Origin of the sequence: Pilimelia anulata (assembly GCF_014647895.1) — a bacterium.
GTDB classification, from domain to species: Bacteria; Actinomycetota; Actinomycetes; order Mycobacteriales; family Micromonosporaceae; genus Pilimelia; species Pilimelia anulata.
In genome coordinates, this window is the sequence record NZ_BMQB01000005.1 from 240,921 (window position 1) to 256,502 (window position 15,582).

Sequence of the window (15,582 nt, forward strand, 5' to 3'; positions counted from 1 at the left end):
TCCGGAGTGAGGGGGATCCGCCGATCATGTCCACCTAACGGCGGGCAGGCCGGATCGACGAACCTCGGTGAGTTCCGCTCTGCAAGGTAGACCGGCGATCACGATCTGTGAAGGGTGCGGAAGGATTCTCATCAATACCCGCTGGGCTGCCGGTACGGCACCGCGGCGGCACTCGACGGCGGCGTATGCCCACTGTGTCCGGTATGAGGAATGTGGCGGTGCGGGGGATTATTCGGGTGCAAGAGATCGGCCCCCATTGACCGGTGGTGAAGCGGACATTCCCCATGTTCGATGAATGTTGATCCGCTTCCCGGTCTGATCGGCCGTAGTCCGCGGGCGGTGCCGCTGCCCGGTGTCGCCACAACGGGCGCTGGAAGCGGGCAGCCGAATGCGGGTGCCGTGCGTCGATGTGGCGCGGCAGCGGCGGTGCGGTGCGGTGGCACGCGGCGCGGCGGTGCGGTGCGGTGGCACGCGGCGCGGCGGGCGCGGTGCGGTGGCGCGCGGCGCGGCGGGCGCGGTGCGGTGGCGCGCGGCGGGCGGGTGCGGTGCGGTGCGGGCTGCGTACGGCGGGCTGCCGGCTCGTCGAGCGGCCGGCAGCCCCGTGCGGTCAGGCGTCGTCGGTGGCCGGCCCCGACATTCCGGCGGCGATCAGTTCCATGACCGCCGAGTCCTGCAGCGTGGTCACGTCGCCCAGCGTCCGGTGCTCCGCCACGTCCCGCAGCAGCCGCCGCATGATCTTCCCCGACCGCGTCTTCGGCAGCTCCGGAACCAGCATGATCTGCCGGGGCTTCGCGATCGGCCCCAGCGTCCGCGCCACGTGCTCGCGCAACTGCCCGAGCAGCGCCGCCCCGTCCTCGCCGTCGGTCGGCACGTCGCCGCGCGGGATCGCGAACGCCACGATGCCCTGCCCGGTGACCGGATCCGACGCGCCCACGACCGCGGCCTCGGCGACCGCCGGGTGGGCCACCAGGGCCGACTCCACCTCGGTGGTGGAGATGTTGTGGCCGGAGACGAGCATGACGTCGTCCACCCGGCCGAGCAGCCACAGGTCGCCGTCGTCGTCCCGCTTGGCGCCGTCACCCGCGAAGTAGATCCACTCCTCGCCCTGGTCGGCGCCGGCCCCGAACCGCGACCAGTACGTGTCGAGGAACCGCTGGTCGTCGCCCCAGATCGTGCGCAGCATCGACGGCCAGGGCTCGCGCAGGACCAGGAAGCCGCCCCCGCCGGGGCCGACGGAGGCGCCGGTGTCGTCGACCACGTCCGCGTCGATGCCCGGCAGCGGCCGCATGGCCGAGCCCGGCTTGGTCGCCGTCACGCCCGGCAGCGGCGAGATCATCATCGCGCCGGTCTCCGTCTGCCACCAGGTGTCCACGATCGGGCAGCGGTTGCCGCCGATGTGCTCCCGGTACCACATCCACGCCTCGGGGTTGATCGGCTCGCCGACGCTGCCCAGCAGCCGCAGCGACGACAGGTCGAACTGCGCCGGGATGTCGTCGCCCCACTTGGCGAACGTCCGGATCGCCGTCGGTGCCGTGTACAGCAGCGTGACCCGGTACTTCTCCACCAGCTCCCAGAAGCGGCCGCGGTGCGGGGTGTCCGGGGTGCCCTCGTACATCACCTGGGTGGCGCCGTTGGCCAGCGGCCCGTACACGATGTAGCTGTGCCCGGTGACCCAGCCGATGTCGGCCGTGCACCAGTACACGTCCGTCTCCGGCTCGAGGTCGAACACGGCGTGGTGGGTGTACGCCGCCTGGGTCAGGTAGCCGCCGGTGGTGTGCAGGATGCCCTTGGGTTTGGCCGTCGTGCCGCTGGTGTACAGGATGAACAGCGGGTGCTCGGCGTCGAAGTCCGCCGGCTCGTGGGCGTCGTCGGCGGTGTCGACGGTCTCGTGCCACCAGCGGTCGCGGCCCTCGACCCAGTCCACGGCCTGCTCCGTCCGGCGGACCACCAGCGTGTGCCGGACGGTCGGGCAGTCCGGCAGCGCCTCGTCGACGATCGCCTTCAGCCCGCTCGGCTTGCCCCGCCGGTATCCGCCGTCGGCCGTGATCACCAGCGTGGCGCCGGCGTCGTTGATCCGCCCGCGCAGCGACTCGGCGGAGAAGCCGCCGAAGACGACCGAGTGGGTCGCGCCGATCCGGGCGCAGGCGAGCATCGCCACCGTCGCCTCGGGGATCATCGGCAGGTAGATCGCCACCCGGTCGCCGGCGCCGACCCCGAGCGCGGTCAGCGCGTTGGCCGCGCGGCAGACGCTGCGGTACAGGTCGGCGTAGGTGATCGTCCGCTCGTCGCCCGGCTCGCCCTCCCAGTGGATCGCCACCCGGTCGCCGTGGCCGGCCTCGACGTGCCGGTCGACGCAGTTGTACGCCACGTTCAGCCGCCCGCCCACGAACCACTTCGCGAACGGCGGGTTGGTCCAGTCCAGCTCCCGGCTCCACTCGGTCGCCCAGTGCAGCCGCCGCGCCTGCGCGGCCCAGAACGCGATCCGGTCACTCCCCGCCTCCGCGTACGCCGCGGCCGTCACGTTGGCCCGCGCCGCCAGCGCCGACGGCGGCGCGAACCGTCGGTCCTCGTGCAGCAGGTTGGCCAGGGTCCCACTCATTCGCCACTCTCCGAAATCCGGGTGCTGCCCGATTCTTACCGCCGTTCCACTGCGGAGCCTAGTAATTCCTTTCGATCATGGAGCTATTTGCGCCCGTGGCGGTGTGTCGGCGTCCGCCACGTCGGGTTCGCCGGTCGGCTAGCGTGGCGGCGTGGCTGATCCCCTGGCACCGCTGCTGGACCTCGCGGGCGTCGCCGACGACCTGGCCGGCGCCCGTACGGCCGTCGACGCCGCCCTGCGGCACCGCGCGCTGCGCCGGTCCGGCGGCCCGGTCGCGGCCGAGGTGTCGCTACGGGCGGCCGTGGCGAGCGCCGCGCTGGAGGGGGCCGAGTACGACGTCGAGGAGGTGCGCGGCGGCGCCGTGGCCGACCCGGTGCTCCAGGGCGCCCTGCGGGTGGCGCGCGGCCTCGACGGCCTGCTGGACGCCTGGCCGCGCGCCCCGCGCCAGGTCCTCGCCCGGCTGCACGTCCTGGCCGCCCGCGGGGTGGTCGCCGACGCCGCGCTGGGCCGCCCGGCCGACCCGGCGGTGGCGCCCCGGCTCGACACGCTCGCCGGGATCGTCGCCGGCGCCGCCGGCCCGCCGCTGCTGCGCGCGGCCGTCGTGCACGGCGAGCTGCTCGCGCTGCGGCCCTTCCCCGGGCCGTACGGCGTGATCGCCCGCGCGGCGGCCCGGTTGACGCTGGTCAGCGGCGGGTTCGACGTCCGCGGGCTCGTCCCGGTGGAGTGCGGGCATGTCGCCCGCGGGCCGGAGTACGTCGGCGCCGCCAACGCGTTCGCCACCGGTACGGCGGACGGCCTGCGGTCCTGGCTGCGGCACTACGCGGCGGCGACCACGGCGGCGGCGGGGGAGCTGACGACGCTGGCCGACGCGGTCCTGGCCGGCGCCTAGCGCACATACGGACGGCGCTCCCGTATCGGGAGCGCCGTCTCCGCACGTCCATCCGGGCTACCAAGCGTGCATCCGTCGTTGTCGGCGGTCCGCTCGGGATTCCGCCGCAACGCGCCATGATCCTGGCTGCTCGCGCGTGGGTACCCAGTGGCCGTACGCGGATCGCCGGGCCTCGTGAACCGGAACTCACGCTCCCCGTTCTCTCACTTACTGCGAGCGCCCGGTGATCCGTACTTGAAGTCTCGCCGCTGTGGGGTGCGACCGCCCGGGGTTCGGGCCAAGTTGTGACGGCCGGGCCGAATGAGGTGCACGGTGCCGCCGGCTCGCGCCGGAACCGTCGGTCGGCGATGAACACGCCCGACCCGCGGGTACAGGGGGGCGGTCGCTCGGTGTCGGCCCGTCATGGTGGAACGGGGGTTGTGGCGGGGTGGGCGGATTCAGGGAGCCGCCGGGGCGGACGCCGGACGTCCGGCGCTGGTCAGGCGACGCGGGTGCGGCGGTGCCGGCCGTACCAGGCGATGCCCAGCGCCACCCCCACGCCGACGCCGACCGCGGCCGCCGCCACCGGCACGGCCGGCCGCTCGCGCAGCCGGCGCCCCAGCGGTACCGGGTGCCGGAACTCCAGGATCGGCCAGGCCCGCTCGGCCGCCGCCCGGCGCAACCCCCGGTCGGGGTTGACGGCGGTGGGCTGGCCGACGCACTCCAGCAGCGGCAGGTCGCTGATCGAGTCGGAGTAGGCGTAGCAGCAGGCCAGGTCGTACCCCCGGGCGGCGGCCAGCTCGCGCACGGCGCTGACCTTGCCCTCGCCGGCCGCGTAGAACTCGACCTCGCCGGTGTACCGGCCGTCGGCCACCGCCATCCGGGTGGCGATCACGTCGGTGACGCCGAGCTGGGCGCCGATCGGCCGGACCATCTCCTCGCCGGACGCCGAGACCAGGACGACGTCCCGGCCGGCGAGCTGGTGCTCCTCGATCAGCGCGGCGGCCTCGGCGTACACGTACGGCTTGATCAGCTCGTGCAGCGTCTCGGTGACGATGGCGCGGACCTGGTCCACCTGCCAGCCGGCGCACAGCCGGGCCAGGTAGTCCCGGGTGCGCGCCATCGTGTGCTCGTCGGCGCCGCCGAGCCGGAACATGAACTGGCTGTACGCGGCCTGCACGACGTCCCGCCGGCTGATCAGCCCATCGCGAAAGAACGGCCGTCCGAAGGCCAGTGCGCTGGACTTCGCTATGACGGTCTTGTCGAGATCGAAAAAGGCGGCGCTTCGGCCCACGGCCGCAGAGTCTAGTAGGCCGCGCCCGCCACGGTGGGGAGGGCGAACCGGACGATCGTCCGCCAGGGGCGCTGGCGTGAAGAATGTCGCACGCTGTGTGTGGGAGTCGGCACTCGACGTAAACGCGACTCTCGGGCATGCTAGATGCAGGACGCAATTGCAGCGGACAAACCTCTCCCCCGACCGGCCTCCGCTGCCCGAGGATCCCGGCGACACCGCCCCCGGTGCCCGTCCGGGATGCAAGGCCCGCCGGCACGACCCCCGCTGCCGGTGGGCACGCCGGCGACCCGCGTCGTCGGCACGCCGGCGTACGCCGAGGCGGCGCCGGTACGACCGGTGGCCGCGGTCACCGGCCGTCGGCGGTCCCCAACCCCCCGGAGATCGCCGACCGGGTGCGGCTCGATTCCCCCTGAGCCGTCCCCCTCGACGGCCCCCGCCACCCCCGGCGGGGGTCGTCGCTTGTCCGGGACGGGTACGGCGTGCCCCGGCCCTCTCGCCCCTCGCCGGCTCGGCGACCGTGACCCGCGCGCCGGCCGTCCCGGACACCGTGAGGCGGCGCACCTGCGTGAGCCCGCGTGGCAACTGACGCGTTTCCGGGCCACCGACCTCGCCGGCCGGCTGCTTCTGCATCCGGCGCGGCACGGGCCAGCCCACCCGTGCCCGTCGTTCGGCGACCACCCGGACGGACGTTCCTCGCCTCCCGGCGCGCGGCGCACTCCGGACGTTCCGCGCCGCCGGCGCTGCACACTTCGTGCAGCCGCGCCGGCCTGCTCGCCGCCCGCGCCCTGGCCGCCGCCGCGCCGATCGTCGAGGTCGCGCCACCGGTACTTGTCGACGGCGCCGCTCCGCGCGGTCCGCTGTCGCGGTGCGGCGGGCCGCGCGCGGTAGCCGGTCGGGCTATCGCCAGCCGTGGTCGCGGCGCAGGGCGGCCGCGACCGTGTCGAAGCGCTCCCGGTCCAGCACGGCACCCTCGCGTCGGATCCCGTGCTCCGGTACGACCAGCACCCGGTCGAGCCGGACCCAACTCGGCCGTCCGGCCCCGTCCCACGGCCCGCTGCCGATCCCCAGCCAGTCCCGCTGCCCGTCGCGCTCGCCGTTGCTGCTGAGCATGAGCCCGAGCAGGCTGCGCCCGTCCCGGCCGACGACGAGCACCGGGCGGTCCTTGGCCCGGGTCGGGTCCTCCTCGTACGCGACCAGCGTCCAGACCACCTCGCCCGGGTCGGCCGCGCCGTCGAGTTGCGGCTGGTAGTCGACATGGCGCGCGAGCTGCGCGGTCGGTACGGACCGCGCAGCGTCGCGACCGTCCGACTCGCTGCGGTCCGTGATCCCGCCGCTGCGCTCCGACGTCCGGCCGGTTGCGCCGCTCGGCCCCGATACCCGGCCGCGCCGCGACTCGGTGTCGGTTCGTGGCGTGTTGCCCGGTCTCGGCCGATGGCTGTTCGTCGCGGCGCCGGTACTCGTCCGGGCGCTGGCCCCCGCCCCGGTGCCGGCTCCGGGCACGATGCCGGTCGGACCGCGGCGGGTCGGCTCGGGATGAGTCGGCCGGGCGGTGAGCAGGCGCCGGGCCAGCCGGATCGCCGCAGCCAGGGGTCCACTCCACCGATCGCGCATCAATGCACCCTACCCGCGCGCCACCGTGACCGGGATGTGGCAGCCGGCCGGCACAGTGGACGACCCCGGTCGGGTGATCGTGCCGCCGGACAGCGGGGTGTCGCAATGCGCACATTGCCGGCGGCGGGGTGGTGTGCCACCGTGTCACCGCGCGGCAAGTCCACAGCAGATTGCCGGTAACCCGCGCGCCACCCGCTCCCCGTTCGCGGTGCCGAGGAAGTCGATGCGCATGGTACAGCCAGGTCAGGTGATCCGGATCGATGAGGACGACTACGCCTACGGCGTCGGCGCGCTGACCCTCCGCGTGACCGACCTCGCCCCGCACGACGACCCGGGGTGGGTCCGGGTCAGCGGCGTGCAGATCCACTGGACGGGCGACGACGGTCCGAGCCGCGAGGTACTGGTCCGGTCGTCCGCCCAGGTCAGCACAGTCGCCCGCGGCGCCGCCGGCTGACCCCGCCCGCAGCCGGTCCCTGAGCCGACGGAACCATGCGGTCGGGGACCATGCGGGCGGCAGCAGCCGCCTGCGTGACCACCGGACGCGAAACGGGTGACAACGAACAGCACCGCATCCAGTACATACCGGGCGGTATCGAGCCACGGCCCCCGCCCGGGGCTTCACCGTGCTGCCCGATCCGGCTCGTCGATGGATTGTGGCCGCGACGTTCTCTTTGCTCCGCGGCATCGGTCCCCCTTTCATGGCATCCACATCGCGTCGGCCGGCCCCGGCGGCAGCCCGCGGCATCGTGCGTGCGGCACCACCGCTTACTCGCCGGGTCCTTTCGTCTCGTCAAGGTGGGGCCGTCGGGGCAGCAGTCCATCGCCAGGTAGACGCGTGCTGCCGTCCGGTTCGTCATGATTCGGTTCAGTCATTGTGTGGCTGGCGGCTCGGCTCTCCCCGGCGCTTCGGTCGTGACTGCCGATCGGGAGTTCGCGGTGCTCGGCGCAGCCGGGACACGCGGTGCCCGGCCGCAGCAGCCGCGCCGGCTCGAGCCGGCTCATTGTGGAGCGTCCGCGACCGTCGTCCGCGGTTATCCACAGGACGGTGGTTATCCACAGGCCGGCCGCTGCGGCGGTGGCCGGCGGTGGCGGCAGCGCGCAGGGTGAGCGCGCCGGAGCCGTTCACCGCAGGAGGCCGCGATGCCGCGCCGCTCACCCGTCCCCGCCACCCCGCCGGGGCCCGTCCACCCACTGCTGGTCACCGCCGACCGCGACCTGCTCGACGACATCCTGCGGCTGGCCGCGGCGGCGGGCGTGGAGCTGCGCGTCGCCCTCGACCCGACCGCGGCCCGGCCCAACCACGCGGGCGCACCCCTGGTCCTGCTCGGCGTGGACCAAGCGGGCGCCTGGTCCCGCGCTGACCTGCCCCGACACGATCGCGTCGTACTCGTCGCCCGCGGTACCCAGCCGCCGGCCGAGCTGGCCGAACGGGTCGGCGCCGCCTACGTCGCGCAGTTGCCGGAGGCCGAGCACTGGCTCGTCGCCCGGCTCGGCGATCCGCCGCCGGGCCGCCGCGCCCGCACCATCGCCGTACTCAGCGGCCGGGGCGGCGCCGGCGGCAGCGTACTGGCCACGGCCCTCGCCCGGACCGCGGCGCATTCGTCCCTGGGCACGCTGCTCGTCGACGCCGACCCCCTGGGCGGCGGCCTGGACCTGCTGCTGGGCTGGGAGGAACTCGACGGCCTGCGCTGGCCGGAGCTGACCGCCGCCCGCGGCCGGGTCGACGCCCCGGCGCTCGTTCGCGCGCTGCCGGGCCGCGGCGGCCTCTCCCTGCTGTCCTGGGACCGCGGTACGGCCGGCGACCTCCCCGCCGCGGCGATGGCCGCCGCGCTGGACGCCGGGCGCCGCGGCCGCGACCTGGTCGTCGTGGACGTCCCGCGCTACCTGTCCGCGGCCGCGATCCGGGCCCTGTCCGCCGCGGACCGAGCACTGGTCGTCGTACCGGCCGAACTGCGCGCCACCGCGGCGGCCGCCAGGGTGGTCGCCGCAGCCGCCGCACATCAGCAGCGCATCGAGGCGGTGGTGCGCGGCCCGGCACCCGGCCGTCTCCGAGCGATCGAGGTCGCCGAGGCGCTGGGCGTACCGCTGATCGGCACGCTGCGGCCCGAGCCGGGGCTGGCCGCCGCCCTCGAACGCGGCCGCGCGCCCGCGGCCAATCCGCGCGGCCCGCTGGCGACGCTCTGCCGGCAGCTACTCGTCGACCTGCTCGGCCCGTCCAGGGCGGTGGCCGCGTGAGCGCCCCCACCACCGGCGACCTGACCGCCCGCGTCCGCCGCCGGCTCACGGACAGCCCGACGTCCAACTCCCGTGCCGCCGTTGTCAGCGCGGTCCGAGCGGATCCGCACGCCGGTGTACTCGGCGACACCCGGGTCCTGCACCTCGCGGACCGGGTGCACAGCGACCTGGTCGGTGCCGGTCCACTCGCCCCGCTGCTCGCCGATCCGGCGGTCACCGACGTCCTCGTGAACGGCGTCGAGGTGTGGGTCGACCGGGGCGCCGGACCGCAGCCGGCACCCGTGCGGTTCGGCAGTCCCGAGGAGGTGCGCGCGCTGGCCCAACGCCTCGCCGCGGCGTGCGGGCGGCGACTGGACGACGGCTGCCCGTACGCGGACGCGCGACTGCCGGACGGCACCCGCGTGCACGCCGTCCTGCCGCCCCTGGCGGTCTCGGGGCCGTACCTGTCCCTGCGGACGTTCCGCCAGCGTCCGCTGACCCTGCCGGAACTGGTCGCCTGCGGCACGCTCACCCCACCGGTCGCCGCGCTGCTGCGCGCCGTGGTCGCCGCCCGGCTGGCGTTCCTGATCGTGGGCGGTACCGGCTCCGGCAAGACCACGCTTCTCGGTACCTTGCTCGGACTCGTGCCGGCGCACGAGCGCATCGTCATTGTCGAGGACGCCGCGGAGCTGCGCCCCGACCACAGGCACGTCCTCGCCCTGCAGGCCCGGACCGCCAACGTGGAGGGCGTCGGCGCCGTCGGCCTGCGCGAGCTGGTCCGCCAGGCGCTGCGGATGCGGCCGGACCGCCTCGTGGTCGGCGAGTGCCGCGGCGCCGAGGTGGTCGAGATGCTCGCCGCGCTCAACACCGGCCACGACGGCGGTGCGGGCACCCTCCACGCGAACGCCATCGGCGACGTACCCGCCCGACTGGCCGCCCTCGGCCTGCTCGGCGGCCTCGACCGGGCGGCGCTGTTCGCCCAGGCCACCGCGGCGCTGCACGTGGTGATCCACGTCCACCGCCGGGAGCAGCGCCGGCACGTGCGGTCCGTGGGGCTGTTGACCGCGGACGCCGCGGCCGGCGCGGTGGTCCGGCCGGCGTGGGACGCCCACCGCGGGGTCGGACCGGCCGCGGGCGACCTCGCGGCACTGCTGCGCCAGCGCGACGTCACCCCGCCGGCGCTGCTCCGGGAGCCGCGATGAGCGGGCACCAGGTGGTCGCCGCGGCCGCGGCGGCGTTGTGCGCGGCGGGCTCGGTGCTGTTCGGCGTCGCCCGCGCGGTCCGCTGGCGGGTACGCCGCCGCCTCGTCGGGATGACCCGAGCGGCCGTCCCGCGGCCGTCGGGCGACGACCCGCCATTCGGTACCGCCACAGCGCACCCGCCGAGCGGGGAACGGCCCCGGGCCACCGGGGCACAGCCGTCGCACGACGACCGGCGTCGACTGCGCGATTCGGCGGCCGCCTGGCTCGCCGGGCCGCGGCGATGGTGCGTGGTCGCCGCTGTCGCGGCCGGCGCCCTGGCAGCCGGCGGACCGGTGGCGGCGCTGGCAGCGGCCGGCTACGGCAGTGCGGCCCTGACCGCTTTGGACCGCCGTCGTCGCGCAGCCACCACCCGCGTGGACCGGCGGGCGGCGCTGGACCGACTGTGCGCCGTCGCCGCCGCACTGCGCGCCGGCCAGCCCCCGGCCGCGCTGCTCGGTACGCCGACGGACCTCCCCGGCACGGACCAGTTGCGCGTGGCGGTACGGCTGGCCGAGCGCACCGGCGCCCCGCTGGTGGAACTGGTCGAGCGCGTCGAAGCCGACCTCCGCGCGACCGAGCGCCTCCGCGCATCAACGGCGGCCCAGGCCGCGGGTGCCCGTGCGACCGCGCTGCTGCTGGCGGCCCTGCCGCTCGGCGGCATCGCCCTCGGGTACGGCGTCGGCGTCGACCCCGCCGCGATCCTGCTGCACACGCCGTTGGGTGCGGTCTGCGCGGTCCTGTCGATGGTCCTGCAACTCCTCGGCCTGATGTGGTCCCAACGGATCGCCGACGCGGCGGCACCGGCATGACCCGGCTCCCGCGGGCACATCCCGAGCCGAGGCGTGGGATGTCCCCGAGTGCCATCGAGCCCGGCCCTGCGGCGGTCGGACGGGGATCGTTCGCCGGATCGTCGGCCGTGCGATGGTCGGTGTCCGTCCTCGCGGGCGCGGCGGTGGCGGTACTGGCGGGTGGTTGGTGGGGCGCCGTACTCGGGGCGATCGCCGTCCCGCTGTTGGCGCGCTACCTGGCCGGGCTGCCGTCCGCGGCCGACCGGGCGCGTCGCGCGGCGCTGACCGCCGACCTGCCGCGCACCGCCGACCTCCTGGCGGCCGCCTTGCGCGCCGGTGCCCCGGTACCGCATGCCGCGAGCGCCGTCGCCGACGCGCTGGACGGCCCGATGGCCGAACTGCTCGGCCGCGTCGCCAGGGCGCTGACCTGGGGTGCGCCGCCCGCCGAGGCATGGGGTCACCTCGCGGAAGCGCCGGGCGCCTATCGCCTGGCCGACGCCGCGGTACGGGCCAGCGCCAACGGTCTCGCGCTCGCCGGCGCGCTCGGGCGGGTCGCCGACGACCTGCGCGCCGACCGCCGCGTCGCCGCCGAGGCGGCCGGCCAGCGCGCCGGCGTACTGATCGTGCTCCCACTCGGCCTGTGCTTCCTGCCGGCCTTCATTCTCGCCGGCTTGGTGCCGGTGATCGTCGCCGTCCTCTCGACGTCGGCACTGCTGTCCTGAAAGGGGAACTGATGAGGAGAATCCTGTCCCGGCTCCGCGAGGACCGGGGAATGTCCACCGCGGAGTACGCCGTCGGCATCATGGCGGCGGTGGCCTTCGCCGGCCTGCTGCTCAAGGTACTGACCAGCCAGAAGGTCCAGGCGGCCCTGACGGCCCTGATCGACCGAGCGCTGGCGTGACCGACCCGACCGGTACCGGATCCGCCGCTGGCCCGGCGGGTCCGGCCGGGCGGGGCGGCCGCCACCGCCGCCCGCCGCGCGGCCGCCCGGGAACCGCCACCGGCGCGGCACCGCCGCCGGGACGCGACAGCCGAGTCGGTCCCTTCCGACCTGTCCGAGCGGCCGTACGTGGTTGCACCTTCCGGGAACGACCACGGGCGGCGGTCGCGTCCGGTGCCGGTAACGATCCCAACGCCAACGCCAACGCCAACGCCAACGCCAACGCCAACGCCAACGCCAACGCCAACGCCAACGCCAACGCCAACGCCAACGCCAACGCCAACGCCAACGCCAACGGCTCCGGCGTTCGCGCCAACACCAATGTTGTGGCCGGCGCTGTGGCCGAAGCTGGGGGCGGGGCCGTGGCGGGGGCCGAGGTTGGGGCTGGTGTCGGTCGTATCGGCCGTGCAGTGTTGGTGGTCCGGGCCCGCTCCCTGCGTACGGTCGCGGTCGGGGTTCTGAAGCGGCTCCGGGCCAGGTTGTCGCGTGATTCCGGGATGTTCACCGCGGAGTTCGCCGCGGGACTGCCGGCCCTGGTCCTGCTCGTCGGGGTCGGCGTCACCGCTGTCGGTGCCGTCCACACCCGGCTGTGGTGCCTGGACGCCGCGCGGGAGGCGGCGCTCGCCCACGCCCGCGGGGCCGCCCCACCAACCCCGGCCGACGCCCCGCCGGGCACCAGCGTCGAGGTCTCCGCGGAGTCGGCCGCCACGGTCCGGGTGCACGTCACCGCCCCGATTCGCCTGCTGTGGGCACACGCGCGGCCGATGCGCGTCTCCGCGTCGGCCGTGGCGGCGCTGGAACCGGGCGTACCGACACCGCGCGCCGCCGGCCGACCGGACGACCGCAGTCCTGCCCGACCAACGAGTGAGCCGGGTCCGCCGTGAGCGGCCGTCGGGCAGAACGCGTCAGCGGTCGGGTGACCGGCGACCGCGGTTCGGCGTCGCTGTGGCTGTTGCTGGTCGGACTGGTGGTGGTCGCCGGCGCCGGCGTGGCCGTCTCCATCGGCACGGTACGGCTGGCCGGTGCCCGGGCTGCCGCCGCGGCTGACCTCGCCGCCCTGGCGGCGGCCCGCTGGACGATCGCCGACCCGCCGCGCGGCTGCGCCGCGGCGGCATCCATCGCCGCCGCCAATGCGGCGACGGTCGAGTGGTGCCGACCCGCCGCGGCGCACGTCGAGGTCCGCGTGGCCGTCCCGGTGCGACCGCTACCCGGGCTGCACCGCGTGGTCCGGGCCACCGCCCGCGCCGGCCCGCTGATCGCGCCCGGCGGCGGCACCGACCCGGCCGGGTCCGGGGAGTCGACCGCCGCTCGCGGGGCGGTCGCCGTCCGCGGGGCGCTCGCCGCCGTCCGCCGGACCGGCACCGACAGAGCCGGCTCCGAGCTGTTCGAGCACCACGTCCAGTACCCGGACGGCGGCGCGCTTGGCGAGCGGCTGGTTCCCGTTGCCGCACTTCGGCGACTGCACGCAGGAGGGGCAGCCGCCCGCGCAGCCGCACTCGGCGACGGCCGCGCGGGTCGCGCCGAGCCAGGTCGCCGCCGCCTCGTATGCGCGCTCGGCGAACCCCGCCCCGCCCGGGTGGCCGTCGTACACGAACACGGTCGGCGTGTCGGTGTCCGGATGGCAGGCCGTGGACAGGCCGCCGATGTCCCACCGGTCGCACGTCGCCACCAGCGGCAGCAGGCCGATCGCGGCATGCTCGGCGGCGTGCAGCGCCCCCGGTACGTCGGCCGGGTCGACGCCCGCCTCCGCCAGCGCCCCCGGCGCGACCGTGTACCAGACGGCCACGGTGCGCAGGTGCCGCGGCGGGAGGTCCAGCGGGCGGGTGTCCAGTACCTCGCCGGAGCCGAGCCGGCGGCGCTGGTACGACACCACCCGGTGCGTCACCTCGACATCGCCGAGGAACAGGCCGACCGGCCCGGCGTCCACCCGGGAGCGCACGCCGGACACGGTCAGGGCGGTGGTCTCCCGGGCGTGCGTGGTCCAGTCCGGCTCCTCGGCGCGGACCAGGGCCACGCCGTCGTCGAGGTCCAGCGACTCGACCACGTACGTCGCCCCTTGGTGCAGGTGGACCGCGCCGGGGTGCACCTGGTGGTGGGCCGCGCCCGCGTCGACCGAGCCCAGCAGCCGGCCGGTGCTGGCCTCCACGATCGCCACCGGGGGTCCGCCCGAGCCGCGCAGGTCGACGTCCGGGCGGCCGTCGTGGGTCCAGTACAGACCCGTGGGCCGGCGGCGCAGGGCACCCGAGGCCACGAGCCCGTCCGCGGCGGCCCGCGCCGCCGCGCCGCCGAACAGGTCGAGATCCGCGGGGGTCAGCGGCGCCTCGGCGGCGGCGCAGCACAGTTGCGGGCCGAGGACGTACGGGTTGGTCGGGTCCAGCACGGTCGCCTCGACCGGCGCGCCGAAGAGCGCGTCGGGGTGGTGGACGAGGTAGGTGTCCAGCGGATCGTCGCGGGCGACCAGTACCGCCAGCGCGTCCCGGCCGCTGCGCCCGGCCCGCCCGGCCTGCTGCCACAGCGACGAGCGGGTACCCGGGTAGCCGCAGATCAGGACGGCGTCGAGGCCGCTGATGTCGATGCCCAGCTCCAGCGCGTTCGTGGTGGCCAGGCCGGTCAGTGTGCCATCCCGGAGTCGGCCCTCCAACCGGCGGCGCTCCTCCGGCAGATAGCCGGACCGATACGCCGCCACCCGTGCGCCGAGACCGGGTACGGCCTCGTCCGCGGCACGGCGCGCCATGCTGGCGACGACCTCGGCGCCGCGCCGCGAGCGGACGAACGCCAGCGTCCGGACCCCGGCGATCACGGCGTCGGTGAGCAGGTCCGCCGTCTCGGCCAGCGCGGACCGCCGCTGCGACCGCAGGCCCCCTTCCGGATCGGCAAGGGCGTCGCCACCACCCACTACCACCCGTTCCACCGGTCCGCGGAGCGAGTCGCGCCGCCCACCGCGCTGACCGCCCGCACCGGGCTGACCGTCCGCACCGCCCCGACCGTCCGCACCGCCCCGACCGTCCGCACCGCCCCGACCGTCCGCACCGCGCCGGCCATCCGCACCGCGCCGACCATCACCGGCGGGTTCGGCGGGTTCGGCGGGTTCGGCGGGTTCGGCGGGTTCGGCGGGTTCGGGTTCGGCGGGTTCGGCGCGGTTGTCGGCAGTGGCGGTTGCGGTGGGTGGCAGTTGGCGGGGGATCGCGTCGCCCGGCAGCAGCGGAGGTTCGCAGAGTGCGAACGTCGTCGCGCCCCGCGGCGACGCGTCGTCCGTGACGGCGGTCACAGGTGCGCCGATCAGCCGCTCCGCGGTAGCCGCGGGATCGCCGGTCGTCGCGGACGCCAGGATGAACGTGGGGGAGCGGCGCGCCAGCCGGCGGAGCCGGCGCAGGACGTGCGCGACGTGCGAGCCGAACACCCCGCGGTACGTGTGGCACTCGTCGACCACCACGTACCGCAGGTGGCGCAGCAGTCGGGCCCACGCGCCGTGCCGGGGCAGGATGCCGCGGTGCAGCATGTCCGGGTTGGTCAGCACCAGTCGGGCGTGGGCGCGCACCCAGTCACGTTCGGTGCGCGGAGTGTCACCGTCGTACGCGGCAGGTCGGACGTCCGGCAGGTCGAGCGCCGTCAGCGCCTGCACCTGGTCGGCGGCGAGGGCCTTGGTGGGGGCCAGGTACAGCGCCGTCGCGCGCCCGTCGGCGAGCAGGTCGCTGAGTACCGGGAGGCGGTAGGCCAGCGACTTGCCGGACGCCGTACCGGTGGCGATGACCGTGTGCGTACCGGCGTGGGCCAGTTCCGCCGCGGCCGCCTGGTGCCGCCACGGCGCCGGTACGCCGAGTGCGGTGCGCAGTGCCGCGGGGACCCACTGCGGCCAGTCGACCGGTTCGGCGGTGCGGGCCGGAAGGCGTTCGACGTGCGCCACGATGTCAGCCCGGTCGGTGAAACGTGCCAGCATGTCGTCACAATGGGCCGACTCGGTCGTACGTACGGTGGGAAGGTTGCGGCCGGTCGCCATCCTGGTCACGCCCTGCACTGTGGCATCCCC

Annotated in this window: 12 protein-coding genes and 1 pseudogene; 9 read left to right on the plus strand and 4 right to left on the minus strand. The window is 75.7% G+C overall.

Annotation, left to right across the window (positions count from 1 at the left end; genetic code table 11):
• Positions 1-607: 607 nt before the first annotated feature.
• Complete coding sequence (gene acs, locus IEY94_RS13355) at positions 608-2,599, minus strand: acetate--CoA ligase (RefSeq protein ID WP_189170468.1); 1,992 nt, start codon at positions 2,597-2,599, stop codon at positions 608-610.
• 151 nt (positions 2,600-2,750) lie between these two features.
• On the opposite strand from acs, the gene IEY94_RS13360 reads away from it, so the two are divergent.
• Positions 2,751-3,488: a Fic family protein gene (locus tag IEY94_RS13360; protein WP_189170469.1), complete on the plus strand. Its 738-nt coding sequence runs from the start codon at positions 2,751-2,753 to the stop codon at positions 3,486-3,488.
• A 478-nt stretch (positions 3,489-3,966) separates the two neighbouring features.
• On the opposite strand, the gene IEY94_RS13365 is transcribed toward IEY94_RS13360, so the two are convergent.
• Positions 3,967-4,761 carry an HAD family hydrolase gene (locus tag IEY94_RS13365; RefSeq protein WP_189170470.1) on the minus strand — a complete coding sequence of 265 codons (795 nt, stop codon included), beginning with the start codon at positions 4,759-4,761 and terminating at the stop codon, positions 3,967-3,969.
• Positions 4,762-5,658: 897 nt separating this feature from the next.
• Positions 5,659-6,372 (minus strand): type II toxin-antitoxin system PemK/MazF family toxin, encoded by a 714-nt coding sequence (locus IEY94_RS24180; protein ID WP_189170471.1) that lies wholly within the window; start codon positions 6,370-6,372, stop codon positions 5,659-5,661.
• 223 nt (positions 6,373-6,595) lie between these two features.
• Between IEY94_RS24180 and IEY94_RS13375 the strand changes: the two genes are divergently transcribed.
• From IEY94_RS13375 to IEY94_RS24315, 8 genes and pseudogenes are all read left to right on the plus strand, one after another.
• The gene (locus IEY94_RS13375; protein ID WP_189170472.1) at positions 6,596-6,826 is read left to right on the plus strand and encodes a hypothetical protein; all 231 of its coding nucleotides are present in this window, start codon (positions 6,596-6,598) and stop codon (positions 6,824-6,826) included.
• A gap of 686 nt (positions 6,827-7,512) precedes the next feature.
• Complete coding sequence (gene ssd / locus IEY94_RS13380; RefSeq protein WP_189170473.1) at positions 7,513-8,607, plus strand: septum site-determining protein Ssd; 1,095 nt, start codon at positions 7,513-7,515, stop codon at positions 8,605-8,607.
• A complete protein-coding gene (locus IEY94_RS13385; protein ID WP_189170474.1) occupies positions 8,604-9,788 on the plus strand; it encodes a TadA family conjugal transfer-associated ATPase in 1,185 nt (394 codons plus the stop codon). Before ssd ends, IEY94_RS13385 begins: the two co-directional genes overlap by 4 nt.
• Positions 9,785-10,636 carry a type II secretion system F family protein gene (locus tag IEY94_RS13390; RefSeq protein WP_229783806.1) on the plus strand — a complete coding sequence of 284 codons (852 nt, stop codon included), beginning with the start codon at positions 9,785-9,787 and terminating at the stop codon, positions 10,634-10,636. Before IEY94_RS13385 ends, IEY94_RS13390 begins: the two co-directional genes overlap by 4 nt.
• A gap of 38 nt (positions 10,637-10,674) precedes the next feature.
• Positions 10,675-11,337: a type II secretion system F family protein gene (locus IEY94_RS23540; protein ID WP_373291277.1), complete on the plus strand. Its 663-nt coding sequence runs from the start codon at positions 10,675-10,677 to the stop codon at positions 11,335-11,337.
• 11 nt (positions 11,338-11,348) lie between these two features.
• Positions 11,349-11,516, plus strand: a complete 168-nt coding sequence (locus IEY94_RS13400) for a DUF4244 domain-containing protein (protein WP_189170476.1) — start codon at positions 11,349-11,351, stop codon at positions 11,514-11,516.
• A 536-nt stretch (positions 11,517-12,052) separates the two neighbouring features.
• Positions 12,053-12,439 (plus strand): TadE family type IV pilus minor pilin, encoded by a 387-nt coding sequence (locus IEY94_RS13405; protein ID WP_189170477.1) that lies wholly within the window; start codon positions 12,053-12,055, stop codon positions 12,437-12,439.
• Positions 12,440-12,525: 86 nt separating this feature from the next.
• Positions 12,526-12,747, plus strand: a pseudogene (locus IEY94_RS24315) (hypothetical protein); the annotation flags it as partial.
• Between the two features lie 12 nt (positions 12,748-12,759).
• Here IEY94_RS24315 and IEY94_RS13415 read toward each other — a convergent pair.
• Positions 12,760-15,492: a DEAD/DEAH box helicase gene (locus IEY94_RS13415; protein WP_189170478.1), complete on the minus strand. Its 2,733-nt coding sequence runs from the start codon at positions 15,490-15,492 to the stop codon at positions 12,760-12,762.
• Positions 15,493-15,582 lie beyond the last annotated feature (90 nt).

Coding starts and splice junctions, on each gene's coding strand:
- acs (WP_189170468.1), bottom strand. CDS start 2,599: ATGAGTGGGACCCTGGCCAACCTGCTGCACGAGGACCGACGGTTCGCG.
- IEY94_RS24180 (WP_189170471.1), bottom strand. CDS start 6,372: ATGCGCGATCGGTGGAGTGGACCCCTGGCTGCGGCGATCCGGCTGGCC.
- IEY94_RS13375 (WP_189170472.1), top strand. CDS start 6,596: ATGCGCATGGTACAGCCAGGTCAGGTGATCCGGATCGATGAGGACGAC.
- ssd (WP_189170473.1), top strand. CDS start 7,513: ATGCCGCGCCGCTCACCCGTCCCCGCCACCCCGCCGGGGCCCGTCCAC.
- IEY94_RS13390 (WP_229783806.1), top strand. CDS start 9,785: ATGAGCGGGCACCAGGTGGTCGCCGCGGCCGCGGCGGCGTTGTGCGCG.
- IEY94_RS23540 (WP_373291277.1), top strand. CDS start 10,675: ATGTCCCCGAGTGCCATCGAGCCCGGCCCTGCGGCGGTCGGACGGGGA.
- IEY94_RS13400 (WP_189170476.1), top strand. CDS start 11,349: ATGAGGAGAATCCTGTCCCGGCTCCGCGAGGACCGGGGAATGTCCACC.
- IEY94_RS13405 (WP_189170477.1), top strand. CDS start 12,053: ATGTTCACCGCGGAGTTCGCCGCGGGACTGCCGGCCCTGGTCCTGCTC.
- IEY94_RS13415 (WP_189170478.1), bottom strand. CDS start 15,492: ATGCTGGCACGTTTCACCGACCGGGCTGACATCGTGGCGCACGTCGAA.